Source organism: Bradyrhizobium sp. USDA 4473, from assembly GCF_054063335.1.
The window spans coordinates 383,377-408,974 of record NZ_JBSSGE010000001.1 but is presented as its reverse complement, the minus strand read 5'-3'; the positions used below and the strand labels follow the sequence as shown (position 1 = coordinate 408,974).

Annotated in this window: 26 protein-coding genes; 13 read left to right on the top strand and 13 right to left on the bottom strand. The window is 64.9% G+C overall.

What is annotated here, in order from left to right:
* Positions 1-23: 23 nt before the first annotated feature.
* Complete coding sequence (locus ACVW17_RS01975) at positions 24-1,076, bottom strand: Ldh family oxidoreductase (RefSeq protein ID WP_456750224.1); 1,053 nt, start codon at positions 1,074-1,076, stop codon at positions 24-26.
* Positions 1,077-1,468: 392 nt separating this feature from the next.
* Between ACVW17_RS01975 and ACVW17_RS01970 the strand changes: the two genes are divergently transcribed.
* Positions 1,469-5,578: a bifunctional diguanylate cyclase/phosphodiesterase gene (locus tag ACVW17_RS01970; RefSeq protein WP_456750223.1), complete on the top strand. Its 4,110-nt coding sequence runs from the start codon at positions 1,469-1,471 to the stop codon at positions 5,576-5,578.
* On the opposite strand, the gene ACVW17_RS01965 is transcribed toward ACVW17_RS01970, so the two are convergent.
* The 3 genes from ACVW17_RS01965 to ACVW17_RS01955 form a co-directional block, all read right to left on the bottom strand.
* A complete protein-coding gene (locus ACVW17_RS01965) occupies positions 5,552-5,893 on the bottom strand; it encodes a hypothetical protein (RefSeq protein ID WP_456750222.1) in 342 nt (113 codons plus the stop codon). The genes ACVW17_RS01970 and ACVW17_RS01965 overlap by 27 nt on opposite strands.
* A gap of 54 nt (positions 5,894-5,947) precedes the next feature.
* Positions 5,948-6,187: a DUF2171 domain-containing protein gene (locus ACVW17_RS01960; RefSeq protein ID WP_050403738.1), complete on the bottom strand. Its 240-nt coding sequence runs from the start codon at positions 6,185-6,187 to the stop codon at positions 5,948-5,950.
* A gap of 71 nt (positions 6,188-6,258) precedes the next feature.
* Positions 6,259-6,729 carry a cupin domain-containing protein gene (locus tag ACVW17_RS01955; protein WP_456750221.1) on the bottom strand — a complete coding sequence of 157 codons (471 nt, stop codon included), beginning with the start codon at positions 6,727-6,729 and terminating at the stop codon, positions 6,259-6,261.
* Positions 6,730-6,947: 218 nt separating this feature from the next.
* Here ACVW17_RS01955 and ACVW17_RS01950 point away from each other — a divergent pair, with 218 nt between their 5' ends.
* The 3 genes from ACVW17_RS01950 to ACVW17_RS01940 all read left to right on the top strand — a co-directional run bounded on the left by ACVW17_RS01950 (position 6,948) and on the right by ACVW17_RS01940 (position 10,050).
* Positions 6,948-7,547 (top strand): 3-keto-disaccharide hydrolase, encoded by a 600-nt coding sequence (locus ACVW17_RS01950; RefSeq protein WP_456750220.1) that lies wholly within the window; start codon positions 6,948-6,950, stop codon positions 7,545-7,547.
* Positions 7,548-7,885: 338 nt separating this feature from the next.
* Complete coding sequence (locus tag ACVW17_RS01945) at positions 7,886-8,833, top strand: hypothetical protein (protein ID WP_456750219.1); 948 nt, start codon at positions 7,886-7,888, stop codon at positions 8,831-8,833.
* Positions 8,830-10,050: a GNAT family N-acetyltransferase gene (locus tag ACVW17_RS01940; RefSeq protein ID WP_456796728.1), complete on the top strand. Its 1,221-nt coding sequence runs from the start codon at positions 8,830-8,832 to the stop codon at positions 10,048-10,050. The genes ACVW17_RS01945 and ACVW17_RS01940 overlap by 4 nt, the downstream gene beginning before the upstream one ends.
* Before the next feature lie 188 nt (positions 10,051-10,238).
* Here ACVW17_RS01940 and wrbA read toward each other — a convergent pair whose 3' ends face one another.
* The 3 genes from wrbA to ACVW17_RS01925 form a co-directional block, all read right to left on the bottom strand.
* Positions 10,239-10,838, bottom strand: coding sequence for an NAD(P)H:quinone oxidoreductase (wrbA, locus tag ACVW17_RS01935; RefSeq protein ID WP_456796727.1), 600 nt, complete (start codon positions 10,836-10,838; stop codon positions 10,239-10,241).
* Positions 10,839-10,922: 84 nt separating this feature from the next.
* Positions 10,923-11,621: a pirin family protein gene (locus ACVW17_RS01930; protein ID WP_456750216.1), complete on the bottom strand. Its 699-nt coding sequence runs from the start codon at positions 11,619-11,621 to the stop codon at positions 10,923-10,925.
* 66 nt (positions 11,622-11,687) lie between these two features.
* A complete protein-coding gene (locus ACVW17_RS01925) occupies positions 11,688-12,440 on the bottom strand; it encodes an SDR family NAD(P)-dependent oxidoreductase (RefSeq protein ID WP_456750215.1) in 753 nt (250 codons plus the stop codon).
* A 115-nt stretch (positions 12,441-12,555) separates the two neighbouring features.
* Here ACVW17_RS01925 and ACVW17_RS01920 point away from each other — a divergent pair, with 115 nt between their 5' ends.
* Both ACVW17_RS01920 and ACVW17_RS01915 read left to right on the top strand, forming a co-directional pair.
* Positions 12,556-13,470, top strand: a complete 915-nt coding sequence (locus tag ACVW17_RS01920) for a LysR family transcriptional regulator (protein WP_456750214.1) — start codon at positions 12,556-12,558, stop codon at positions 13,468-13,470.
* Positions 13,471-13,645: 175 nt separating this feature from the next.
* Entirely contained in the window at positions 13,646-14,008 is a 363-nt protein-coding gene (locus tag ACVW17_RS01915) for a hypothetical protein (protein WP_456750213.1), read from the top strand.
* Between the two features lie 97 nt (positions 14,009-14,105).
* Here ACVW17_RS01915 and ACVW17_RS01910 read toward each other — a convergent pair whose 3' ends face one another.
* From ACVW17_RS01910 to ACVW17_RS01900, 3 genes are all read right to left on the bottom strand, one after another.
* On the bottom strand, positions 14,106-14,597 hold the full coding sequence (locus tag ACVW17_RS01910) for a YbaK/EbsC family protein (protein ID WP_456750212.1): 492 nt from the start codon (positions 14,595-14,597) through the stop codon (positions 14,106-14,108).
* 5 nt (positions 14,598-14,602) lie between these two features.
* A complete protein-coding gene (locus ACVW17_RS01905; RefSeq protein ID WP_456750211.1) occupies positions 14,603-15,346 on the bottom strand; it encodes a haloacid dehalogenase type II in 744 nt (247 codons plus the stop codon).
* 63 nt (positions 15,347-15,409) lie between these two features.
* Positions 15,410-16,294: an amidohydrolase family protein gene (locus ACVW17_RS01900; RefSeq protein WP_456750210.1), complete on the bottom strand. Its 885-nt coding sequence runs from the start codon at positions 16,292-16,294 to the stop codon at positions 15,410-15,412.
* A 469-nt stretch (positions 16,295-16,763) separates the two neighbouring features.
* Here ACVW17_RS01900 and ykgO point away from each other — a divergent pair, with 469 nt between their 5' ends.
* Positions 16,764-16,889: a type B 50S ribosomal protein L36 gene (gene ykgO, locus ACVW17_RS01895; protein ID WP_002718645.1), complete on the top strand. Its 126-nt coding sequence runs from the start codon at positions 16,764-16,766 to the stop codon at positions 16,887-16,889.
* A 96-nt stretch (positions 16,890-16,985) separates the two neighbouring features.
* Positions 16,986-17,654: a tetratricopeptide repeat protein gene (locus ACVW17_RS01890; protein ID WP_456750209.1), complete on the top strand. Its 669-nt coding sequence runs from the start codon at positions 16,986-16,988 to the stop codon at positions 17,652-17,654.
* Between the two features lie 89 nt (positions 17,655-17,743).
* Here ACVW17_RS01890 and ACVW17_RS01885 read toward each other — a convergent pair whose 3' ends face one another.
* Positions 17,744-17,920 (bottom strand): hypothetical protein, encoded by a 177-nt coding sequence (locus tag ACVW17_RS01885; protein WP_456750208.1) that lies wholly within the window; start codon positions 17,918-17,920, stop codon positions 17,744-17,746.
* 325 nt (positions 17,921-18,245) lie between these two features.
* On the opposite strand from ACVW17_RS01885, the gene ACVW17_RS01880 reads away from it, so the two are divergent.
* The 3 genes from ACVW17_RS01880 (at position 18,246) to poxB (ending at position 21,598) form a co-directional block, all read left to right on the top strand.
* Positions 18,246-18,680, top strand: coding sequence for a translation initiation factor 2 (locus ACVW17_RS01880; RefSeq protein ID WP_456796726.1), 435 nt, complete (start codon positions 18,246-18,248; stop codon positions 18,678-18,680).
* A 111-nt stretch (positions 18,681-18,791) separates the two neighbouring features.
* Positions 18,792-19,748 carry an alpha/beta fold hydrolase gene (locus ACVW17_RS01875; RefSeq protein WP_456750206.1) on the top strand — a complete coding sequence of 319 codons (957 nt, stop codon included), beginning with the start codon at positions 18,792-18,794 and terminating at the stop codon, positions 19,746-19,748.
* A 113-nt stretch (positions 19,749-19,861) separates the two neighbouring features.
* Positions 19,862-21,598 (top strand): ubiquinone-dependent pyruvate dehydrogenase, encoded by a 1,737-nt coding sequence (gene poxB, locus ACVW17_RS01870; protein ID WP_456750205.1) that lies wholly within the window; start codon positions 19,862-19,864, stop codon positions 21,596-21,598.
* A gap of 65 nt (positions 21,599-21,663) precedes the next feature.
* Here the strand turns inward: poxB and cycA are convergent, their stop codons facing one another.
* A complete protein-coding gene (gene cycA, locus ACVW17_RS01865) occupies positions 21,664-22,059 on the bottom strand; it encodes a cytochrome c-550 CycA (RefSeq protein WP_456750204.1) in 396 nt (131 codons plus the stop codon).
* A 236-nt stretch (positions 22,060-22,295) separates the two neighbouring features.
* On the opposite strand from cycA, the gene ACVW17_RS01860 reads away from it, so the two are divergent.
* Positions 22,296-23,789, top strand: a complete 1,494-nt coding sequence (locus tag ACVW17_RS01860; protein WP_456750203.1) for an FAD-linked oxidase C-terminal domain-containing protein — start codon at positions 22,296-22,298, stop codon at positions 23,787-23,789.
* Here ACVW17_RS01860 and ACVW17_RS01855 read toward each other — a convergent pair.
* The gene (locus ACVW17_RS01855; RefSeq protein ID WP_456750202.1) at positions 23,786-24,199 is read right to left on the bottom strand and encodes a hypothetical protein; all 414 of its coding nucleotides are present in this window, start codon (positions 24,197-24,199) and stop codon (positions 23,786-23,788) included. The genes ACVW17_RS01860 and ACVW17_RS01855 overlap by 4 nt on opposite strands.
* A gap of 213 nt (positions 24,200-24,412) precedes the next feature.
* Between ACVW17_RS01855 and ACVW17_RS01850 the strand changes: the two genes are divergently transcribed.
* Positions 24,413-25,582, top strand: coding sequence for an acyltransferase family protein (locus ACVW17_RS01850; RefSeq protein WP_456750201.1), 1,170 nt, complete (start codon positions 24,413-24,415; stop codon positions 25,580-25,582).
* Positions 25,583-25,598 lie beyond the last annotated feature (16 nt).

The following is a 25,598-nucleotide window of genomic DNA, read 5'->3' as shown; positions in this document are numbered from 1 at the left end:
TCGTTCTCCTCCGTGCGGATATGTCAGCGCAGGCCGAGCTGGTCGGTCAGCTTGTAGTCGGCGGCGAGTGCCTTAAGCTTGTCCCAGGTCGCATCCTCGATCTCGATGCCGTTCTTGCGACGCTCGACTTCGCGCAGATGCTCGACCTCGCCGGGGTAGAACACACCGCGGCTCCCTTCCGAGGGCGGCGTCGATTTCAGGTAGCGGGCGAAGTCGGCAACTTCCTTCTTGAAATCCTGCAAGGGGCGGAACGCGGCGACGTTGAACACCGCCATGAAGCAGCCGTCATTATGCCGGCCGGTCGGCTCGACGCCGAAGCCGAGCCCGGTCAGGAGACCGCACAACACCTCGACCATCGCGGCGAGCCCCGAGCCCTTGTAGCCCTCGCTGCCGCCGAGCGGCAGCAGCGCGCCGCCCTTGCGGTAATCCCTGGGATCGGTGGTGTCGCGCCCCTCGGCATCGATGATCCAGCCCTTCGGGATCTGCTCGCCGCGCGCCACCGCGAGCTGGATCTTGCCGGCGGCGACCGCCGAGGTCGCCATGTCGAGATAGAACGGCGCCTCGAGATCGGACGGCACCGCGATCGACAGCGGGTTGGTGCCGAGCCGGGCCTCGCGGCCGCCGAACGGCGCAACATGCTTCGGCGAGCGGCCGGAATCCGCGGCCGCGATCCCGATCATGCCCTCGCGCATCGCCATCATCGGATAGTGCGCGAGACGCCCGACATGGCTCTGGCGGAACACGGTGCAGGCCGCGACGTTGGCGGTCTTCGCCTTGTTGATGGTCATCTCCATCGCCTTGGCGTTGACGTGGAAGCCGAAACCCCAATGGCCGTCGATCACGGTCGTGGTCGGCGTTTCCTGCACGACGGTCCATTTCGCGCCGGGCACGATGTGGCCGGCCTTGATCCGGTCGATATAGGTCGGGATCGCGATCACGCCGTGCGAGTCGTGGCCGGCGAGGTTGGCGTTGACGCAGCCGGAGGCGACGGCGCTTGCCTCCTCCTCCGATGCGCCGGCGCCGCGCAGGAGAGCCGTGCCGATGCGCGTGAGACGGTCGGCCTGGACGATCGGCATGGGATTTTCCTCGCGGTTGGCCCGCGTGATGCGCGGGTCTTGCTTGCGGTTGTCGGGCTCATGCTCTCAAAGCACCGAGAGGCGAGCAAGGGCGGAAAATCCGGTCCGCCATACCGCCAGCAGGGTGCTGGCGGCCCTGGTTTCACCGAGCGGAACGGCCGCGGTCGCGATACGGAATTTCGCGGCTCCGGCGGCGCGGCCAGCAGCGCCGCTCGGCGCTCCGCCTCAGGCTGGCACATCGGCGTCCGTAATATCCCGGAAAATCGCCTTCCGTGTTCGTGAGCCGTTTACTTTGTCGTGCAACTGCCGGATACGCTAACCACCACTTAGGCCTATCGCGGGCAATGTTCCGCTCCAGTGTGAAAGGGGTGGCCCCGGGGCCTTCAGGAATCGTGCAGTCGAGCATCGGGCGTACATTCGCGGCGTTGAATGCCACCAACGAAGCGATCCTGTACGCGAAATCACCAGAAGAGCTGTACGGGAAGGTCTGCGAAGCCGCGTTCTCGAGCGGGAGCTTCCTGGCCACGACCGTGTTCTTGCTGGAGCCGGATACCGGTCTGTTGACCTTCGCCGCTGGTTGCGGCGAGGACGTCGCGCGTCTGCGCAGCATCACCATTTCCGCGATCGCCAATTTGCCGGAAGGCGAAGGCGTCGCAGGGCGCGCGTTTCGCGATCAGAACGCCTGCGTCAGCAATGACTATGTCAACGATCCCCGTTCGGCCGCTTGGCGAAGCGGTGCCGCGGCGGGCGGCGTCGGCGCGGCTGCGGCGATGCCGCTGGTCTGTGGCGGGCGCAGCGTCGGCGTCTTCATGGTGACGCGGCGGGAGGTCAATTCGCTCAGCGAGGAGATCGTCTCGCTGCTGGGGCGCATCGCGGCGAACGTGTCCTACGCGCTCGACAATTTCGACCATGAGGCGTCGCGCAAGAGCGGCGAGCGGGCGATGCGCCGGCTCAACCGCATGTTCGGTGCGATCAGCGCAACCAACGAGGCGATCCTTCGCGCCAAGACCGAGCACGACCTCTATCAGCGGGTTTGCGATGCCGCGGTGTTCAGCGGGAAATCCTTCGCCACGGTGGTGTTGCTGGCCGAGCCCGATACGCACTGGTTTGAGCCCGTCGCCGGCACCGGCGAGGCGCTCGAACTGATCACCCAGACGCGCTTCTCCACCGATCCGGACAGCGTTTACGGCAAGGGCATCTGCGGCGAGGCGTTCCGGACCCAGCGGCCGTGCATCGAGCACGATATTCCCATGTCGGCGGACCCGTCGCAGGCGCCCGCGCGTGGCAGCGGCCTGATGGCCTGCGTCGCGCTGCCGCTCACCCGGTTCGGCCGGAGCGTCGGCGTCCTGATCTTCTTCATCGGCAATTCCTGGGCGCGCGACGAAGAGATCATCGCGCTGCTGGCGGGGATTGCCGAGAATGTCTCGGTCGCGCTCGACAATTTCGGCCGCGCCACCGAGAAAGCCAGGGCCGATGCCGAGCGCGAACGACTGTCACGGATGTTCGCGGCCTTGAGCGCGACCAACGAGGCGATCATGCGCGCACGGTCGCGGCTCGAGATGTTTGAGCTGGTCTGCGCCGCCGCTGCCCATGGCGGCGGGTTCAATTCCACCAGCATCCTGATCGCGAAACCCGGCGACGATTTCCTGGAGATGATGGCGGTCGCCGGTCCGACCGCGGAGAATGCGCGCCGCCTCAACGTCTCGCGCAGCGAGGCGCGCCCCGAGGGGCGCGGGGTCTGCGGCCGGGCGTTCCGCTCCCGGCGCGCCTGCATCAACAATGATTTTTTCGGCGACGTCGTCAACAGCCCGTTCCGCGACGTGATCGACCGCGAGGATGCGCGATCGGGTGCGGCGTTTCCGCTGATCGTCGACGACGAGCCGGTCGGCGTGATGCTGTTCATCTCGGCGAAGCGCAACACTTTCTCGGCCGAATTCGCCGAGCTGCTGCAGCGGCTCGCCGACAACGTCTCCTACGCGCTCGGCAGTTTCGATCGTGCCGACGAGAAGGCGAGGACCGAAGAGCAGAAGGAGCGGCTGCGACGGATGTTCGCGGCGCTGAGCGCCACCAACGAGGCGATCATGCGGGCGAAATCCCGCAGCGAGCTGTTCGATCTGGTCTGCGATGCCGCGGCTGTCGGCGGCCAGTTCATCTCGGCGACGATCAGGCTGGTCCGTCCCGGCCAAGTCTTCCTGGACAATGTGGCAGCCTCGGGTCCCGACCGGGTACGGGCCCGCGAGGTCCAGCTGTCGGCCGATCCGACGCGCCCCGAAGGGCAGACGCTGACCGGCGTTGCGATCCGGACCCGCAGGCCCTGCATCAGCAACGATTATCTCAGCGACTTCGGCCCTGAATCGCATGTCTATCCGGTCGTCCGCGACAGCGGCAGCAAGTCCGGCGCGGCGCTGCCGCTGCTCAAGAACGGCGAGGCGATCGGGGCACTGGTGTTTCTCTCCGCCGAGTTCGGCACATTCAGTCCGGAGATGATGGCGCTGTTGCAGCGGCTCGCCGAAAACGTCTCGTTTGCGCTCGCCAATTTCGACCGCGCCGACGAGAAGGCGCGGGCCGATGAGCAGAAGGAGCGGCTGTCGCGGATGTTCGCGGCGCTGAGCGCGACCAATGAGGCGATCATGCGGGCGAAGTCCCGCACCGAATTGTATCAGCTGGTCTGCGAGGCGGCGGCGACCGGCGGCAGGTTCACCTCGACCACCATCGCGCTGGCGCAGCAGGGAAGCGATTATCTGCGGATCGTCGCGATCGCGGGTCCGGCGGCGGACGGCGCAAGCCAGGTGACGCTCTCGATCAGCGAGGCGCATCCCGAAGGGCGCGGCGCCTGCGGCAGGGCGTTCCGGTCCGGCAAGGCCTGCATCATCAACGATTATTTTGCCGATACCGAGACCGCAGCGTTCCATGAACGCGCGCGTCTCGACGGCACGCAGTCCGGTGCCTCGTTCCCGCTGATCGTCAGCGGATGGGTGGTCGGGGTCATGATCTTCGTCGCGACCGAGAAGGACACCTTCACGCCGGAATTCGCCGAGCTGCTGCAGCGGCTCGCCGACAATCTGGCGTTCGCACTCGAGAGCTTCGACCGCGCCGACGAGAAGCACAAGGCCGACGAGCGGATCGAATATCTTGCCTCGCATGACAGCCTGACCAACCTGCCGAACCGCGAGACGTTCAACGAGATGCTGCGTCACGCGATCTCGGCGGCGGATCGCCATCGACGGCAACTCGCGGTGCTGTTCATCGATCTCGACCGTTTCAAGATCATCAACGACTCGCTCGGTCACGATGCCGGCGACATGCTGCTGGTGGCGATCGCCGAGCGGCTGCGTGGTTCGTTGCGTGCGAGCGACGTGGTGGCGCGGCTCGGTGGCGACGAGTTCGTGGTCATCCTCGAGGAAACCGCCGAACGTGACGACGTCGAGCGGATTGCCGGCGATCTGCTGGTTTCGCTCAGCCAGCCGCTGCAGATCAGTGGACACGAGTGCCACACCACGGCCTCGATCGGGATCGCGATGTATCCTGCCGACGGCTCCGACGTGCAGACGCTGACCAAGAATGCCGACATGGCGATGTATCTCGCCAAGGAGGACGGCAAGAACGGCTTCCGGTTCTTCTCCAATGAGGTGAGGGCGCAGTCGATCGAGCGCCTGACGATGGAGAGCGCGCTGCGCCGCGCGCTGGAGCGCAACCAGTTCTCGCTCGACTATCAGCCCAAGGTCGACATGGCGAGCGGGCAGATCAGCGGTGTCGAGGCGCTGTTGCGCTGGACCCACCCCGAGCTCGGCAAGGTCTCGCCGGGTCAGTTCATTCCGCTCGCCGAGGAAATCGGCCTGATCGTGCCGATCGGCCGCTGGGTGCTGAAGGAAGCCTGCGCGCAGAACATGGCGTGGCAGCATCGCGGCCTCAAGCCGGTGACGATGGCGGTCAACCTGTCGCCGCGGCAGTTCGGCGATCCCAATCTGCTCGACGACATCGACGAGGCGCTGGCGGCGAGCGGCATGTCGCCGGCGTTGCTGCAGCTCGAGGTCACCGAAAGCATGGTGATGCGCAACGTGACGCGCGCGGTCCGTGTGCTCGACGCTATCCAGAACCGCGGCATTCGCCTCGCGATCGACGATTTCGGCACCGGCTATTCGTCGATGTCGCTGATGAAGCAGTTCCCGATCGACACCATCAAGATCGATCGCTCCTTCGTGCGCGACCTGCCCAATGATTCCGAGGACGTCGCGATCGCGCAGGCGATCATCAGCATGGGCAAGGCGCTCGGCATGACCATCGTCGCCGAGGGCGTCGAGACCTCCGAGCAGCAGGAGTTCCTGCGCGCGCATGCCTGCGACGAGATGCAGGGCTTCCTGTTCAGCCGGCCGTTGCCGCCGCGGGACCTCGCCGAGTTGTTGACGACGGCACCGACGTCGCCTCCGTTGCAGCCGGCGCTGGACGATGCGGCGATCGGCGCGGCCGGGCCGGAGCTAGGGCGGAAACGCGCTGTCGTCTGACGGCTGCACCGGCAGGTCGCGGACGTCGGAATCGGTCGATGCCACCTTGCGCGAGAAATCATAGGGCCACGGCAGCACGGTCTGGCCGGCCAGCGTCTGGCGCAGCACACGCGTGCCGTCGGCAAAGCTCGCGCCGTCGGGCAGCTGGAGCTGACGACAGCGATGGGACGACAGCGGGCCGGCGGCATCGCGCAGCTCGAAGGCCGGTCCCCACCACCACGCCGGCGCCGGCGGCCGCTCCGGTTCCGGAATGGCACGCCATCGCGCGAACTCGTCGGCTATGCGGGCGAATTGCAGTTTAGCGGCGGGATGCATCGAAAGCCCTTCCTCAGGGCGATGATAGCATCGCACCCACCTCACGCAATGCGGCTATTGGCGGCCATGCTGCCAATGAGCGGTCACGTCGGAGCCCGATTTGTTGAGGTGGACGTGCTGGTCGACATGGTCGACCCAGGACAGCGGAATGAAATGATGGTGCTGGCCGTCGGGCGAGCTCTGCTTGGTCAGCTTGATCTTGTCGGTACCTTCCATGTGGTCGACCTTGCCGACCGTCTTCTTGTCCGACGAGATCACGTCCATATGTTCCCGAATATCGGCTGCTGTTGCCATGGTTATCTCCTCGTCATGATGATGAGGGGATGAAACGCCGCATGGAGACGAAGGTTGCGATCGGCTTCCGGCTACTTCTCCTCGACGTTGGTGGCGGTGGCCGGGCCTTCGCCCATGATCAGCAGCACGGCATCCTCATCCTTGGCGCCATCCCAGTGCACCTGTTTGCCGAAATGGGTGACGAAGCTTCCGGCCGGCATCGCCACCGTGCCGTGATCGGGATCGAACTTCGGGCCCGATCCGACCCACCAGGTGCCCTTGAGCACGACGATGTAGCGGTCGTTGGGATGGAAGTGCGGATGGCTGAAGTGATTGCCCTTGGTCCATTTGGTGTAGACCATGTAGAAGCCGGGCTTCGAGGGGTCGCCGACCACGACGGCGTTCTGCGCGCCGCGCGCGTCGACCGGGCTCCAGGGAATCTGGTCCGGCAGCTTGTAGGTGACGGCGGCCGGATTGAGCTCGGCCGCGGAGCTGACGCTCAGCATGCCGGCAAAGGCCAGCGGCATCATCAGATATCGCCAGGATCGGTTCGACGCCGTCATCGGATGCTCCCAGATCGGTTTTCTCGGGCAACTGCCGCGCCCGTATGCCGCATGATGCTAATCGCGCCGGCTTGCGCCGGGCAAGACGCCTCCGTGCATGTCTGACCTCAAGATTGCGACAACGGTTCGTGACACAACGCAGTTGCAACATGAAAAACGATTTACGCGGCCGCAGGCGATGATAGGTTGCGCGCCAACCAAAAGACGGGAGGATAACCTTGAAGAAGCAACTGTCGATACTGGCGGCGGGACTCGTGATCGGTGCGGCCGCGCTGCAATTCTCGACCACCGCATCGGGAGACGACGGCTGGGTCACGCTGCTCGACAGCTCCAAGAAGGGCGACTGGGACGAGGTCGGCAAGGCCAATTGGGCGATGAAGGATGGCGCGCTGGTCGCCGACAAGCTCGAGGGCAAGGATCTCTCCTATCTCGTCAGCAAGACCCAATACAAGGACTTCCAGATCCGTGCCGAGTTCTGGACCGACGAGGACGCTAACAGCGGCGTCTTCATCCGCTGCGAAGGCAACAAGATGATCGACTCCAAGGTCTGCTACGAGGTCAACATCTTCGACAAGCGGCCGGACCCGACCTACGGTACCGGCGCCATCGTCGATGTCGGCAAGGTCGATCCGATGCCGAAGGCCGCCGGCAAGTGGAACGTCTATGAGATCACGGCGCAGGGGCCGCATTTCGTCGTGACGTTGAACGGTCAGAAGACCGTCGATGCGCAGGACTCCAAGCACGCGAGCGGCTACATCGCACTCCAATATGGGTCCGGCGTGGTCAAGTTCCGCAAGGTCCAGATCAAGCCGCTCTGACGGTACGCGTTCGAGCGGGGCCCGGTCGCGGCGCGGCCGGGCCTTCTTGCGTCTGGTGCGCTGTCGATCGGTGGCCTTCGGACGCCGCGGTGCATATGCGGTCCGGCGCCGAGGAACAGCGCACCATATCGGCGTGGTTCACTCATTCAGTCCTCTCGGCTCCGGCGGCCGGCTCCGGAAACGTCGCGGTTAGCCATATCGGCCAGACGTTAGCGTTGGTAGCCCCGCGCGCATACGCGGCGGCACCGTTCTTGCCAATCCCTGCCCAAGAGCTGCCCGCTCGTCCCGGAACGGGACATCGGATGAAGCGAAACGGCGCAGCAGCCGGGAACGCGACCATGACGACAGGCAAGATCTTCGCGAATTGGGATGACAACCATTCGAGGCTCTGGAGCCATCAGCCGATCCGGCTCGAGCACACCATGCACCAGCTGCCGGCGTTCTCGATGGACGATCTCGCTAAGCTGATCGAGCATTATCCGCGCGAGCATTACAGCCTGGTCAAGATCGGCGCCAAGGGCTCGAGCCGGGGCTGGCGCGAGGGTGAGATCGGCAGGCTGCGTGGTCACCAGGTGATCGAGGCGATTTCGCGCGGCGGCCTTTGGCTCAACCTGCGCAACGTCACCGCGGTCGATCGCCGCTATCGCGACATGATCGAGCGGATGTTCGGTGAGATCGCAGAAAAGGTCCCCGGCTTCGATGCGCCGACCTATCGGGCCGGCATCCTGATTTCCTCGCCCGATGCGCAGGTCGATTACCACGCCGATCTGCCGGGGCAGGGCCTGGTCCAGATCTCCGGCCGCAAGCGGGTCTACGTCTATCCCAACACGCAGCCGTTCATCCGCCCCGAGCATCTCGAGAACATCGCGCTGTTCGATGTCGAGGTCGCTATCCCCTACGAGCCCTGGTACGACTGGCACGCCCGGGTGATCGATCTCGAGCCCGGTCAGATGCTGAACTGGCCGCTGAATGCGCCGCATCGCGTCGACAATCTCGACACCGTCAATATCTCGATGACGATCTCCTATGTGAACGACGACATCCGCCGCGCCCAGATCCTGCATCTCGCCAACGGCATGCTGCGGCATCGCTTCGGCTATGCGCCGCGCAGCCGCAGCATGCGCGGTCCGACCTTCTTCGCCAAGCAGGTGATGCAGAAGCTGCTGCGCGACAGCAAATGGGTGAAGCGCGAGCGCGCGGTGCGTCGTCCGATCGACTTCCGGCTCGACGAAAGCGATCTCGGCAAGATCGTCGACTTGCCCAAGGCGGCGTTGGAGGCCGCGTGAGCGAGCTGCCGGTTGCAGGTGCTGACATGACGATCTTGACGACAGCGGTTGAGAAATTCGGGGCGCGGGTCGCTAGCTATGCGGTCGGCTATCGCGTCGAACTGGTTTCCGATTGGGCGCAGGCCGCCGCTCGCTGGGGTGCATTCGAACCGCTGACCGCGTTCCAGCATCCGCAATGGTATGCGTCGTGGTACCGGGCCTTCGCGTCGACCGACGGGGTCGAGCCGCTGATCGCCGTCGTCGGCGATGCCGCAACCGGTGAACGCGCTGCGCTGCTGCCGCTGATCCGGCATCGGCAGGGCGGCCTCCGCATCGTCGAATTCGCCGATCTCAACCTCACCGATTTCAACGCGCCGCTGCTCGGCCCGGCCGCACCGCGCGACGACGTCGCTGCTTGGCAGTTCTGGCGCGACCTGCAGGCCGCGCTGCGCCAGGCGCCCGGCGGTGCCGATCTCGTCCGTTTTCGCAAGATGCCGCTCAAGCTCGCGAGCCGTGCCAATCCGCTGGCACGGCTCGACGATGTCGGACCGTCGGTCGTCAACGGCAATTGCCTGACCATCGGCGACGATCACGACGCCTGGCGCGACGGGCTGGACCGCAAGGTTCGCAAGGAGCTGGGACGGACCTGGCGCGTATTCACGCGTGAACCGTCGGCGACGTTCAGGGTTGCCGCGGATACCGAGGAGGCGCTGCGGCTGCTGTCCAGCACGGAAGTGCAGCAGGGCGCGCGGCTGAACGGTCTCGGCCTCAATTACGTGCTCGACAATGCCGACTGCACCGCCTTCTATCGCGACCTCGTGCGCGAAGGCAGCGGCCGCGGCTATGCGGTGATGACCGCGCTCACCACGAGCGACGCGGTGGTGGCGACGCTGCTCGGCATCCGCACCGGTTCGCGCTACGTCATGATCCGCATCAGCAATGCCGGCGAGAAATGGTCGGCGTGCTCGCCGGGCCGGCTGATCATCGACCGCACCATCGCAGCGCTGCACAAGGACGGTGTGCGGGAGTTCGAGTTCTCGATCGGCAATTACAGCTACAAGCGGCGGTTCGGACCGCAGCGCACGCCGCTAGTCGATCTCGGCGCGGCCCTGAGCTGGCGCGGCCAGCCCCATGCGCTGCGCGACCGCGCCGTGCTGGCGCTGCGTCACTATCCTAGACTCTCAGCCCGGCTGAAGCAGGCGCTCGGCAAGGCGACGCCGACGCGCGAAGAGGATTGAGTTCCGGAATTGCTACGGTCGTAGTTGTGGAGGGTGGGCAAAGCGCTGGCATGCCCACCATCGCCAGCACACTTTGAGTGGTGGGCACGGCGCTTCGCGCCTTTGCCCACACTAGGCAGGACGGCATCCTTCAACCGAGCAATGCAGTCCCTCGCACGCTGTATCAGCCGTGCCACTTGGCGCTTGGCTCAGCCATGCAGCTTCTTCGCCGTCTCCGCGATCGCGCGGCCCTGGTAACGGGCGCCGGCGAGTTCGTTTTCGCTGGGCTGGCGGCTGCCGTCGCCGCCGGTGATGGTGGTAGCGCCATAGGGTGCGCCGCCGGTGACCTCCTCGAGCTTCATCTGGCCGGCAAAGCCGTAGTTCAACCCCACTACGGTCATGCCGAAATGCAGCAGGTTGGTGATGATCGAGAACAGCGTAGTCTCCTGGCCGCCATGCTGGGTCGCGCTCGAGGTGAAGGCACCGCCGACCTTGCCGTTCAGCGCGCCCCTGGCCCAGAGGCCGCCGGCCTGGTCGAGGAAGTTGGCCATCTGCGAGGACATCCGGCCGAAGCGGGTGCCGGTACCGACGATAACGGCGTCGTAGTTGGCGAGATCATCAATCTTGGCAATCGGCGCGGCCTGGTCGAGCTTGTAGTGCGAGGCTTTCGCGACTTCGGCCGGCACCAGCTCGGGCACGCGCTTGATGTCGACGGTGGCACCGGCTTCGCGGGCGCCTTCCGCGACGGCATTCGCCATCGCTTCGATGTGACCGTAGGCGGAGTAATAGAGGACGAGAACCTTGGCCATGATGGCCTCCTTGGTTGAGTAGATGGAGAAGCGTTGGGGGAGAGGCATGCGCGGATGTTCTTCCGCGCATGCAAGGTGAGGTGATCAGGCCGCGTCGACCAGGACGAGCTCGGTATCCTCGAGCGCGGTGATCTTCAGCTTGGCCTCGTCGCGGATCGCAGCACCGTCGCGGGCATTGACGCGGACGCCGTTGACCTCGACGCTGCCGGCCGCCGGCACCAGATAGAGGTGACGGGTCTTGTCGGCGGAATATTCCGCGCTCTCGCCGGCCTTCAGCGTGGTGGCGAGCACCCGCGCATTGGCGCGGATCGGCAGCGCATCATTGTCGCCGTCGATCCCGGAAGCGATGGTGACGAGCTTGCCGGAGCGGTCCGCCTTCGGGAACGGCTTGGAGCCCCAGGTCGGGTGACCGCCCTTCGTCGTCGGCTCGATCCAGATCTGGAAGATCTTGGTCTTGGACGGCTCCAGATTGTACTCGGAGTGGCGGATGCCGCTGCCGGCGCTCATCACCTGCACGTCACCGGCTTCGGTGCGTCCCTTGTTGCCGAGCGAGTCCTGATGCGTGATCGCGCCTTCACGGACATAGGTGATGATCTCCATGTTGGCATGCGGATGTGCCGGGAAGCCCGAGTTGGGTGCGATCTCGTCGTCGTTCCACACCCGCAACGCGCCGTGGTTGACATTGGCGGGATCGTAGTAGCTCGCGAACGAGAAGTGGTGCTTGGCCTTCAGCCAGCCGTGGTCGGCGCCGCCAAGTTCTGCGAATGGTTTCAGTTCGATCATGGTCATTCCCCTTGATGTCGGTGTTGAGCGGTAGCCGGGCGTCCACGCTCGGCGTTGGTGTTGCGATCAGGCGCCGAAGCCGCCGTCGACGTTGAGCACGGTGCCGGTCACGAAGGAGGCTTCCGGGCTTGCCAGGAACACGACGCCGGCTGCGACTTCCTCCGGGCGGCCGAAGCGTTGCAGTGCGTGCTGCAAGCGTTGCGTCTCGGCAAACTCGCCGCCGTCCTTCGGGTTCATATCGGTGTCGATCGAGCCGGGCTGCACCACATTCACGGTGATGCCGCGCGGTCCGAGGTCGCGCGCCGCGCCCTTGGTGTAGCCGACGACCGCCGCCTTGCTGGCGACGTAGTCGGCAAGCCCCGGGAACGAGGCGCGATCGGCCAGCATGGAGCCGACGGTGACGATGCGCCCGCCTTCAACCATCAGCTTCGATGCAGCGCGGATCGCGGTGATCACGCCATCGACGTTGATCGCTTCCTGGCGCGCAAGCGTCGCGGTGTCGGCCTTCGGGTCGTCGACCGCGCCGCCGGTTGCGACGCCAGCGTTGTTGACCAGGATGTCGAGCCGGCCAAAATCCTTGGCGACACTTTTCACCAGCTGATCGACGTCGGCTGACGAAGCCTGGTCGGCCTTGTAGGCGCGGGCATTGACGCCCTTGCCCTTCAATTCGGCGACGACGGCTTCCGCCTTCTCGGGAGAGGCGACATAGCTGATCGCGACGTTGGCACCTTCCGCGGCGAGCGCACGGGCGCTGGCGGCCCCGATGCCGCGCGAACCGCCGGTGACGAGAGCAACCTTGCCTGAGAGCTTCTTGGTCATCGGATTTCTCCATCGAGTGGTTTTGATGGCACTTGGATATGCCTCCGGCTGTGGTATAGAAATAGAAACTATCGAAACTCATTGTTTCCAAATTGGATGAGCGGGGACAGCGGCCATGTCGAAACTGCCGGACTTCGAGGCGCTCGCGATCTTCGCAAAAGTCGTGGAACTACGGTCGTTTGCAGCGGCGGCGACCGAGCTCTCGCTGTCCAAGGCTACGGTGTCGAAGGCGGTCAGCCGACTGGAGGAGCGGCTCGGGGCGCGGCTGTTTAACCGCACCTCACGGCGACTGGCGTTGACGGATGCCGGCCAGAAATTGTCGGAGCGCGCCGCGCGGCTGCTGGCCGATGGTGAGGCCGCGGAGAACGAGGCGCTGGCGCAATCGACCACGCCGCGCGGCCTGGTGCGGCTCGCAGTGCCGATGAGCTTCGGCATCAAGACGGTGGCGCCGCTGCTGCCGGAATTCATGGAGGCCTATCCGGAGGTCGCGATCGATCTGCATCTGAGCGACGCCACCGTCGATCTGATCGGCGAAGGCTTTGACGCCGGCCTGCGCATCGCGCGGCTACCGGATTCCTCGCTGATCGCCCGGCGGCTGTGCGGCATGCCGCGCTACACGGTGGCGGCGCCGTCCTACCTGAAGCGCTACGGCCGGCCGACCCATCCGATGCATCTCGCCGAGCACAAATGCTTCGGCTACGCCTACCTCTCCACCCAGGGTGCCTGGCACTACACCAACGCGGCCGGCGAGCAGGCCAGTGTGCGTCCGGCCGGCCAGCTGCGGGTCAACAATGGCGAGGCCGTGATGCCGGCGCTGCTCGCCGGCCTCGGCATCGCCGATCTGCCGGACTTCATCGTCGGCGATGCGATCGCGCGCGGCGAGGTCGAGGTGATCCTGAAAGGCTGGAAGCAGCCCGAGGCCGCCGTCCATCTGGTCACGCCGCCCGGCGGCCCGCGCCCCGCCCGCGTCGAGGTGCTCGCGGATTTCCTCGCCAGCCGTTTCGCCAAGGGGAAGAAGCGCGGATCGTAGTACGTCGTCTCGGATCGATCGAAGACCGGTGCCGGGAACTTGGTTCCGGCGCGATCGGCCTTCACATTTAGTTGTCCGTGCGAACGATCCTTGGCCGCATTCATTTGCGAGGTTGACGCAAATCGCCGTGCGGAACCCGCGCGTGCGTGGACCGAATCAAACAAGGGCATTGGGCATGCAGAGGCAGCGGATTGTGCTGAGCTTGGCGATGGCGATTGGCGGCGCTGGCGCTATGGCGCCTGCGTTGTCGCAGGAGTATCGCGGCACATGGGAACAGCAGATGGCGTGCACGCCCGACGTAATGCGCTTGTGCAGCGATCAGATTCCCGACACCAACCGGATCGTCGCCTGCCTGCGGCAGAACACGGCGCTGCTCGGCAGTTCGTGCCGTGCGGTGTTCGAGTCGAATGCGCAACAACAGGCGCAAACCCAGGGGCGCGCACCCCGGCCGCAGATGCAGCAGCGGCCGCGCGCGCCGCAGCAGATGCAGCCGGCCCCGGTCACTCCGCCGCGGTCGCCCTATGATGACGAAGACTAGAGCATGATCCGGAAAAGTGCGAAGCGGTTTTCCGAAAAGATCATGCTCAAACAAGCAGCTAAAGCGCGATGATGATTCAACCCGATCTCATCGCGCTTTAGGGCGCGGGACTGACTTCCGTCTGGGGCCGGACCTCGCAGACATCGACCCATTCGGCCGATGTCAATTCCGCCATCCGGTCCGGCGTGATGCGCACCGCGCTGTGCGTCGAGCCCGCGGCCGGCACCACGACGTCGAATGCTTTCAGCGACACGTCGCAATAGACCGGCAGCGGCGACTTCAGTCCGAACGGGCAGACCCCGCCGACTTCGTGGCCGGTGATGTCGGCGACCTCCTCGAGGCCGAGCATCTTCGGCTTGCCGCCGAACACGGCCTTCACCTTCTTGTTGTCCATTCGCGACGTGCCGGCGGCGACGATCAGCACCACGCGGTCGCCGACCCGCAGGCTCAGCGTCTTGGCGATCCGCGCCGGCTCGACGCCATAGGCTTCCGCCGCCAGCGCGACGGTCGCGGAACTCACGGCAGATTCGATCACGGTGATATCGGGCGCCTTGTCGGCGAAGAAGGCGCGGACGGACTCAAGACTCATTCTATTCAGGACCTTGCAGATACCAACGCGGGAAGCTCGGCAAGACCGTGGATCCGGTGATCGGGCACGACGCCGAGCTCATCCATCTGGGTACGCAGCGCCTTGAACATCGTCAATGGGGCGATCGTCTCGCTTTCGACGCAGGCCAGCGCCATCGCCTCCGGCGTCACCCGTTCGATCCAGGCGACGGTGAGGCCAAACGCCTTGGCGCCACAGGCGTCCCACGGATTGGAGGAAATGAACAGCACCTCCGCCGGCGGCACCTTCAATACCTCCTCGATCAGCGTGTAGGCTTCGGGCGCCGGCTTGAACACCTTGTGCGCGTCGACGCTGATGGTCGCATCGAGCAGCCGGTCGAGCCCCGAATTGCGCACCAGCGCATTCAGCATGTCAGGGCTGCCGTTGGAGAGGATCGCGAGCTTCTTGTCCTTCATCGCCTCGAGCGCGGCGACGGCATCCGGATACAACGCGAGGTGCTGATACTTGTCGATGATGCGAGCGAAGGTCGCTTCGTCATATTGCAGGCCAAGGCTGCGCAGCGTGTAGGCGAGGGAGGCGCGGGTGACGGCGGCGAAATCCTGGTAGCGCCGCATCAGCGTGCGCAGCCAGGAATATTCGAGCTGCTTGATGCGCCAGACCTGGGTGATGATGTCGCCATAACCGGGGAACGCATCTTCGGTGATTTCGGCCACCGACTGGATGTCATAGAGCGTGCCGTAGGCATCGAAGACGATTGCCTTGATGGTCATTGTCATTCCCCTTCGTCCCGACCGCCGCGCGATCGGGACGCCGAGGGCGGTGCAGAGACCGCCTTATATACCCAAAATCTTGCGCGCGTTGGCCTTCAGCACCTTGGGGCGGATCTCCTCGCGGATGTCTAGCTTGGCGAAGTCGGCAAGCCAGCGGTCCGGCGTGATGACAGGCCAGTCGGAGCCGAACAGCATCTTGTCCTGCAGGATCGAGTTGATGTAGCGCACCAGGATCGGCGGGAAATATTTCGGCGACCAGCCGGACAGGTCGATATAGACGTTCGGCTTGTGGGTCGCGACCGACAGCGCCTCTTCCTGCCAGGGGAAGGAGGGATGCGCGAGGATGATCTTGAGGTCGGGAAAATCCGCCGCGACGTCGTCCATGTACATCGGGTTGGAATATTTCAGCCGCATCCCCATGCCGCCGGGCATGCCCGAGCCGACGCCGGTCTGGCCGGTGTGGAACAGCGCTATCGCGCCGCCGTCATTGATCGCCTCATAGAGCGGATAGGCCATGCGGTCGTTGGCATAGAAGCCCTGCATGGTCGGATGGAATTTGAAGCCGCGGACGCCGTAGTCCTCGATCAGCCTGCGCGCCTCGCGGACGCCGAGCTTGCCCTTGTGCGGGTCGATCGAGACGAACGGAATCAGCACGTCGAGATGATCGGAGGCGACTTCGAGCATCTCGTGATTGTTGTAGCGGCGGAAACCGGTTTCGCGTTCGGCATCGACCGGGAAGATCACCGCGGCGATGTTCTTGGAGCGGTAGTAGGCCGCGGTCTCCGGCACGGTCGGCGGATGCTTGTGCGGCGATTTGAAGTAATCAGCCATCTGCACCTGGAAGTCGTCATAGCCGTCGTCGCCATGCATGCCGCACGGCTCCTCGGCATGGGTGTGGATGTCGATCGCTGTGACTTTTTCAATGTCGGGCAGTTTGAGCTTGGGCATTCGGCTTCCCCGCGCGGCGTGTTTGTTGGTGATGGAAAATAATTATACTATATAACGATCTGCGCAAGCGCTCTGGCGCCGACGGCGCGAGCGCGGCCTGAGCCGAATTCGGTCGGCAAGTCCCGATTGGACGGCGGATGGGGCCTGACACAAAGGCCGCGGGACGATTCGCTGCCGGTGAATACCGTCATCCAGCGTGACCGTCTGGCGGGGCATTGGTCTGGATCATTGCCGCGGTCGCCATTTCCGAAGCGATCTCAAGGGCGTGGTCGGGCGATCCGTGCAGGTTCCAGGCTCGGACAGGCCTGAAAGTGGGCCCGTCTCGGTTGACATTTAGCGGTCCGATGGCTTAGAACCCGGCCGTCCCGGGCGGCAGGCCGCTTGTCGGGATAAATCCCATTTTGCCAGCTATTGGCATCGATCAGGTACGGCCTCCAACACGGGCCTTTCGAAGTAACAGGATTGTCCCATGAAGGTCCGTAACTCGCTGAAGTCGCTGCGCGGCCGCCATCGCAACAACCGTCTGGTCCGTCGCAAGGGCCGCGTCTACGTGATCAACAAGGTCCAGCGCCGCTTCAAGGCGCGCCAGGGCTGATTGCGCGCGGATCGGCGGCTGATCCCGATCCATCCTTCACAGGTCTTTGACGCCGCGCTGCTTTGCAGTGCGGCTTTGTGCGTCTAGACTTCGGCCATGGGATATTTCCTCGGGCTTCCCCACCGCCGGTTCGCGATCCTGATCGCAGCCCTTCTGGCCGGACCTGTTTTGACCTTGCCTGTCGCGGCCGCCGCGCAGGACGATCCGCGGGTGGTCCCGCCGCCGAAAGCGCAGAAGAAACTGCCGGAAGCTCCGACCAAGCTGCCGAAGGTACCGGCCGACCGCACCCGTGGGCTGGATTTCCTGTTCGGCGCGCTGAAGGCGGCACCCGACGAGGACAGCGCCCGCCATGTCGAGGCGCGGATCTGGGCGCTGTGGCTGCAAACCCCGAGCGATACCGCGGCGCTGTTGATGGTACGGGCCAAGGCCGCGCTCGACGCCCAGAATATCGATGTCGCGCTGAAGCTGCTGGATGCCGTGATCAAGCTCCGGCCCGACTATGTCGAGGCCTGGAACCGGCGCGCGACGATCTACTACCTCAAGAACGACTACGTTCGTTCTCTGGGAGATCTACAGCAGGTGTTGACCCGTGAGCCCCGCCATTTCGGCGCGCTGGCGGGCGTCGGCATGATCATGCAGGACATGGGTGACGACAAGCGGGCACTGGACGCCTTCCGCAAGGCGCTGGCGGTCGATCCCTACCTCGAGAAGGTGCCACAGATCGTCAAGCAACTGACCGAGAAGGTCGAGGGCCGCGACATCTGATTGCATGCGATTGATCGCGATCGCGGTCGAATTGCCGCGAGGGGGCACGCGGCTCGCGAGCTTGCTCGCGGTACGGCCCGGCGAGGAGACTAGTGCAGGAGCTTGCCGCGGGACGCGCTGTCCTGGGCGATGGCAGCATAGAATTGCTGAAGCTCCGCCTCCAGGTGCTCGTTCACGAGCAACAGGGCTTTCAGGGCGCCGCGCAGGTCGCCGTTACAGCTCGCCACGATCTGGTCGATGGCCGCATCGCTAGGGTCGGAAATCATGGTACTCCTCCGATTACTTCCCGTTGAACTCGTCTTCCCGTTGAACTCGACGTGCGGACGCCGGGTTCCTGTGAATTCCGTGCAAAAGCCAAGGCCTGTTCCGGTCGCGTCGCAGGTTTCGATGAAGCCGCGCGACTGATGGCGAAATTGCCACCAGCAAACGATGGAATTACTAATGACGCAGGGTTGAACCCGCTATCCACAGGCCAAGCGCATTGTGGACAAGTGCGTTCTAAGCCCGGCTGAACCTTATCATTAGGCTAAAGGTTGATTGCCCTCGTCCACAAGTTGCGACACAACGCAGCCGGCTGGGGAAGACATTTTTATGAAATCGATTGTTGCTGCGACGCTTTGCGTCGCATTGGGCGGCTGCGCGTCCGTGACGCGCGGCACCACTGAAACCATTTCCATTGCATCGACACCGGCAGGCGCGACAGCTGATATCGGATTGGATATACCGACCGCCTGCGTCACGCCGTGCGCGATCCAGGCCAAGCGCAACGCCGACATCGTCGTGACGATCAGCAAGGACGGCTATCAATCGCAGATCATTCCCCTGACCAAGGACATCAGCGGATCCGGCGGCGCCGGGTTCGCCGGCAATCTGCTGCTGGGTGGCGTCGTCGGCATGGGCGTCGACGCAGCGACCGGGGCGGCGCTCGATCACAAGCCCAATCCGGTGATTGTGACGTTGCAACCGACGACGCCTCCGCCGCCCCCACCGCGGCCGCCGCGACGTCGGGAGAAGCCCGTCTCGTAAGCGCGAACTTCGCGCGCTGTTGGACTTCGCGCCGCAAAGCGCGCTAGCATTGAAACCGACGCGCATCTCCGCCGTAGCTCCGCGGTGCGCAAGCCCATTCGGATCGTCTTGATGCTCGCTTTGATCGTCGTGCTGGCGGTGGCCGGGCTGGCGCTGGCGACACAGCTCGGCGTTCAGCTGATCCAGCGCGCCTTTCCGCCACACGGCCGCATCATCGAGGTGTCCGGCGCGCGGCTGCATGTGGTCGAGCTCGGGCCGCGCGATGCCGCGGAGCCGCCGATCGTGATGCTGCATGGCGCAAGCTCCAACCTCCGTGCGATGCAGCCGCTCGGCGTCCAGATCGCCAAGACGCGTCGGGTGATCCTGATCGACCGGCCGGGCCATGGCTGGAGCACGCGCAACCGCGTCGCGGATTCGACGCCCGCGATCCAGGGCCGCATGATCGTGGAGGCGCTGACCAAGATCGGCGTCAGCAGGGCGATCGTGGTGGCGCATTCCTGGGCCGGTGCGCTCGCCCTGCGCATCGCGCTCGATCATCCGGACCGCGTCGCGGGCCTCGTGCTGCTCGCCCCCGTCGCCTATCCGTGGCGCGGCGGCGCCGGCCGCTATAATGACGTGATCTCGACGCCGCTGATCGGCCCGTTGCTTGCGCACACGATCACGCTGCCGCTGGGCTGTCTCGTTGTCGATTCGGGTGCGCGCGGCGTATTCGCGCCGCAGCCGATGCCGGTCGATTTCATCAGCGACAGCGCGACATTGCTCTTGCTGCGCCCGCGCGAGTTCACCGCCAACGCGCGCGATCTGGTCACCTTGAAGGCCGCCGTCGTCGAACAGGCCCCGCGCTACGCGGAGCTCAAGATGCCGGTCACGATCATCTCCGGCGACGTCGACAAGACGGTCTCGACCGGCATCCATTCCCGGCCGCTCGCTGCCACCGCGCCGAACGCTGGGCTGATCGTGCTGCCCGATGTCGGCCACATGGTGCAGTACGCCGCGCCCGATCTGGTGGCATCCGAGATCGAGGCGATGGCCGAGCGGATGACGCCGCAGATGGTGACGGCGCAATAGCGGTCAGCCGTCTTCGAGCCGCGCGAATGTGATCCGGCAAGGCTTGCGCCATCAGGTGGCGCCAAACATCATATGGGCGCGCGGTTCTCCGATTTCATCAAAGGACGCCTCCCATGCGGATCGACAACATCGCCGACCTCATCGCCGAAACCCTTGCCCAGGCCGGCGCGAAACGCATCTACGGTGTCGTCGGCGACAGCCTCAATGGCCTGACCGAGGCATTGCGCAGGCGCGGCACGATCGATTGGCTGCATGTGCGCCATGAGGAGGTCGCGGCGTTCGCTGCGGCTGCCGAATCCCAGATCACCGGAGACTTGGCGGTCTGCGCAGGTTCCTGCGGCCCGGGCAATCTGCACCTCATCAACGGCCTGTTCGACGCGCACCGCAGCCGCACGCCGGTGCTGGCGATCGCAGCCCAAATTCCGTCGGCCGAAATCGGCGGCGGCTATTTCCAGGAGACCCATCCGCAGGATCTGTTCCGGGAATGCAGCCATTATTGCGAACTGGTGTCGGATCCGGCGCAGCTGCCCTACATGCTGGAGAACGCGATCCGCTCAGCGGTCGGCAAGCGCGGCGTCGCGGTGCTGGTGCTGCCGGGCGACGTCGCGATGCGGACGGCGCCGAAGCGCGACATCTCGCCGAATGCCGGGCTCTTGCCGCCGGCGCCGGTGGTGCGGCCGGCCGATGCCGAACTGAACGCGCTGGCCGCGCTGCTCAATGGCGCCAGGCGCGTCACGCTGTTCTGCGGCCGTGGCTGCGCCGGCGCGCATGACGGTCTGATCAAGCTCGCCGAGACTCTGAAGAGCCCGATCGTGCACGCGCTCGGCGGCAAGGAATATGTCGAATACGACAATCCCTATGATGTCGGCATGACCGGCTTCATCGGCTTCTCCTCCGGCTACGCCGCGATGCATGGCTGCGACGTGCTGCTGATGCTGGGCACCGATTTCCCCTACAAGCAGTTCTTCCCGACCGGCATCAACATCGCCCAGATCGATATCCGCCCTGAAAATCTCGGTCGCCGCTGCAAGCTCGATCTCGGCCTCGTCGGCGACGTCGGCGAGACCATCGCCGCGCTGTTGCCGAAGCTGACGGTGAAGACCGAGCGCAAGTTTCTCGACGCCAGCATCGCGCATTACAAGGACGCCCGCGCCGGGCTCGACGATCTCGCCCGCGGCAAGCCGGGCTCGAGCCCGATCCATCCGCAATATCTGGCACGGCTACTCAGCGAGCAGGCGACGGAAGATGCCGTGTTCACCGCCGATGTCGGCACGCCGACGATCTGGGCCGCGCGTTATCTGAAAATGAACGGCCGCCGGCGGCTGGTCGGCTCCTGGGTCCACGGCTCAATGGCCAATGCGATGGCGCATGCGATCGGCGCGCAGGCGGCGCAGCCGGGACGGCAGGTGATCTCGATGTCCGGCGACGGCGGCTTTGCCATGTTGATGGGAGATCTGATCACGCTGACCCAGGCCAGGCTGCCGGTGAAGGTCGTGATCTTCAACAATAGCGTGCTCGGCTTCGTCGCGCTGGAGATGAAGGCCGCCGGCTTCATCGAGACCGGGGTCGATCTGAAGAATCCGGATTTCGCGGCGATGGCCCGCGCCATGGGCATTCACGGCGTCAGGGTCCAGGATCCCGGCGAACTCGAAGGCGCGATCCGCGACGTGCTCGCGCATGACGGACCGGCGGTGCTCGACGTCGTGACCGCGACCCAGGAACTGTCGATGCCGCCGACCATTACGCTCGACCAGGTGAAGGGCTTCAGCCTGTGGGTGCTGCGCGCCGTGATGAGCGGCCGCGGCGACGAGGTGGTCGACCTCGCCAAGACCAATCTGTTGCCGCGCTGATCGCTGATGCGGTAACACGTCCGCCCTGCCATCTGCGCAGGGCGGACGACGTCCGATACCGCCGATTACTGCTTCTGCTTGCCGTCCTTGTCGAACGACGACACGTAAGCCCACAGGTTGTTGGCCTCAGTCTCGTTCTTGATGCCGGCGAAGGCCATCTTGGTGCCGGGGATCTTGGCCTTGGGATCCTTGATGTATTCGAGGAAGGTTTCCTTGTTCCAGGTGATGCCGGAGTTCTTGTTGGCATCCGAATAATTGTAGTCCGGCGCGGTACCGGAGTGGCGGCCGTCGAGGCCGTTGAGCTCGGGGCCGACCTTGTTCTTGGCGCCTTCGCCGATCGCATGGCAGGCGAGGCACTTGTTGAACGAGGTCTTGCCGGCAGCGGCATCCTGCGCCAGCGCGGAGGATGCGGTGGCCAGCGATGCGACGACCGCCAGCGCGCTCAAGGTCTTTAGGTTCATGGGGTTCTCTTCGTTTCGTCCCGGGAGGTAGTGTCTGGTTTGTGGCATGTCCGACTTGGACAGGACAAGCCACGAAACTTTGACAGGTTTCATGACCGCCCGCTTGCCCCAGAGAGAACTCGTCCTTGCCGGGTGGGGCAATCCGACCTTCGGCCGGGCCGACTGAAACAGGTGCAGACCTGATTGATTTGTCGTAACAAATCGGCAAAGGGCAAAAGCCCTCCGAGGGAACATTGATGTCCATCATGATGCCGGCGGCCGATCAGGCCGTGCTTGCACGCCGCGCCGAAATCGTGGCCGCCCTGCGCGCAATCGTCTCGGGCGAGGGCGTGATCGACAGCGCCGCCGAGATGCTGGCCTATGAATCCGACGGTCTGACCGCCTATCGGCAGCCACCGATGGTCGTGGTGTTGCCCGATACCACCGAGCAGGTGGCGAAGGTCCTGAAATATTGCCAGCAGCAAGGCATCAAGGTGGTGCCGCGCGGCTCCGGCACCTCGCTGTCCGGCGGGGCGCTGCCGCTTGCGGATGCCGTGCTGCTGGGCCTCGGCAAGTTCAAGCGGATCCGCGAAATTGACTTCGATAACCGTGTGGTTGTCACCGAGCCGGGCGTGACGAATCTGGCGATCAGCCAGGCGGTCGCCCATGCCGGCTTCTATTACGCGCCCGATCCGTCGTCGCAGATCGCCTGCTCGATCGGTGGCAATGTCGCGGAGAATTCCGGCGGCGTGCATTGCCTGAAATACGGCATGACCACCAACAACGTGCTCGGCTGCGAGATCGTGCTGATGAGCGGCGAGATCCTGCGCATCGGCGGCAAATCGGCCGAGAATGCAGGTTACGATGTGATGGGGATCATCACCGGCTCGGAGGGGCTGCTCGGCGTCATCACCGAGATCACGGTGCGCATCCTGCAGAAGCCGGAGACGGCGCGCGCGCTGATGGTCGGCTTCGCCGAGGTAGAGGCGGCCGGCGAATGCGTGGCCGCGATCATCGGTGCCGGCATCATCCCCGGCGGCATGGAGATGATGGACAAGCCCGCGATCCACGCCGCGGAGGCCTTCGTCCATGCAGGCTATCCGCTCGACGTCGAGGCGCTTCTGATCATCGAGCTCGACGGTCCCCAGGTCGAGGTCGACGAGCTGATCAAGCGGGTCGAGGCGATCGCGCAGGGCTGCGGCTCGACCTCATGCCAGATCTCGACCTCGGAAGCCGAGCGCAACCTGTTCTGGGCCGGCCGCAAGGCGGCTTTCCCCGCGGTCGGGCGCATCTCGCCGGATTATCTCTGCATGGACGGCACCATCCCGCGCGGCGCGTTGCCGAAGGCGCTGGCGCGGATCCGCGAGCTCTCGGAGCAATACGGCCTCGGCGTCGCCAATGTGTTCCACGCCGGGGACGGCAATCTGCACCCGTTGATCCTCTATGATGCCAACAAGCCCGGCGAGATCGAGAAGGCGGAGGCGTTTGGCGCCGACATCCTGCGCTGCTGCGTCGAGCTCGGCGGCGTGCTCACCGGCGAGCATGGCGTCGGCATCGAGAAGCGCGATTTGATGCCGGAAATGTTCACCGAGATCGACCTCAACCAGCAGCAGCGGCTGAAGTGCGCCTTCGATGCGCAAGGCCTGCTCAACCCCGGCAAGGTGTTTCCGACGCTCCATCGCTGCGCCGAGCTCGGCCGCGTCCATGTCCACGCCGGCAAGCTGGCGTTTCCCGATATCCCGCGGTTTTAGTACCGCCGTAGCAGTCCGCTCGCGGCGCTCGCATCGCCATATGCAGCACAGGCCCTGTCGGGGTCTGCGATCAGCTCCGCTCGGACTTGCTTGAACGTCTTGCCGGCCGCTGCGGATACTTCGGAGCGGAATTGGCGCGGATCGTAGTCATTGCCGTCGTGGGCCTTGATGGCGGCGTCGAAGGCATTGATCATGGCCATCGCGGCGTTGGGGCTGCCGAGCAGTCTGGCGCCGAGTTGAACGCCCCCGGCACCATCGGCCTCATAGCCGGTGCATCGTTGTTCGAGCACCGCGGCCGCGGTCGCCAGCTGCTCGAGGAACGCCGCCTCGGCGTCGGTGAGCACGGCGGCACGCGCCTGTCCTGCCGCGATCGTCGCGAGCAGCGCGACGGCTGTCAGCCTGATTTTCACGGTGGATCTCCCTGCAGACGTCGAGGCCGGTCGTTACAATTCGACCGATCGTGCTAGCCAGCCGATAACCTTAACCGATGGTTGCGGCGCCATTGGCCAAGCGGCCGCCGCCGCATGCTGCGCAATAGCAGCGCGAACCCGTTTACATGGCCTTCAACTGTTGCTCGGTATTTTCCGGATATGCATGTCTTCGGCGACACCTCGATGCCCAGCATGGCCGATCGGCTGGCGCTTGCGCGCAATCGGCCCGCGGGCTTCGATTACATGCGGATCGTGCTGGCGGTGTCGATCATCGGCCTGCACAGCACCAACGTGACGCTCGGGCTCGGCCGGGCGCTGGAAATCCAGAGCACACTTCGAATCGGCGTCGCGATGATCCTCGCGCTGTTCTTTGCGCTGAGCGGCTTCCTGGTGACGGCGAGCCTGCTCCGGTGCAAGAGCCTGATTTCGTTCCTCGGCCTGCGCCTGCTGCGGATCGCCCCCGCACTCGCGGTCGAGACCACGCTGTCGGCCATCATCATCGGTCCGGCGTTCACCGAACTGCCGTTGGCGCACTATTTCGCCGATCCGAAATTCCACGCCTATTTCCTCAATATCGTCGGCGACATCCATTACGAGCTGCCGGGCCTGTTCCTGCACAATCCGCTGCCGGAGCTGGTGAATTCCCAGCTCTGGACCGTGCCGTACGAATTATGGTGCTACGTCATCCTGGCGCTGCTTGCGGTCACCACGATCTGCTTCAACCGGGTGGCGTATCTCGCGTTCATGGTGAGCGCCCAGATCGCTCTGGTCGGCTACGACATCGCGCGCTGGGACGAGGTGCCGATCCAGCTTCGCCCGCATCTTCTGGTGTTCTGCTTCCTTGCCGGCGTCGGGTTCTACCTCTGGCGCGACAAGGTGCCGGTCCACCGGACCTTGTGCCTGTTCGCGCTGGTGCTGTGCGCCGCCGCCTTGGCGACCGGACGCGGCGACGCGCTGGCGCCGGTGCCGGCCGCCTATATCGCCTGCTATTTCGGCGTGATGAACCCGCGGCGGAGCTGGATCGTCTCGTCGGGCGATTACTCCTACGGGCTCTATCTCTACGGCTTCGTCATCCAACAATGCGTCGCCGCGTTCGGCCCGCCGGTGCAGCACTGGTATCTGAACGTCCTGATCAGCCTACCGCTCGCCTTCGGTGTTGCGGTGGCGTCCTGGCATCTCGTCGAGAAGCATGCGCTTCGGCTTCGTGGCCGGGTCGAGATATTCGAGACCGTGGCGCTGTCGCGGATTTCGATCGTCGGCTTCTGGCGCAAATCGCACGACCAGGCCGAACGAGAGGCTGTCGTCCAGCCCGGGCCGATCAATCCAGTTCGACCGATCGTCCTTCCGGCCGGTAACTCCTAACTATTGCTTGATGCTA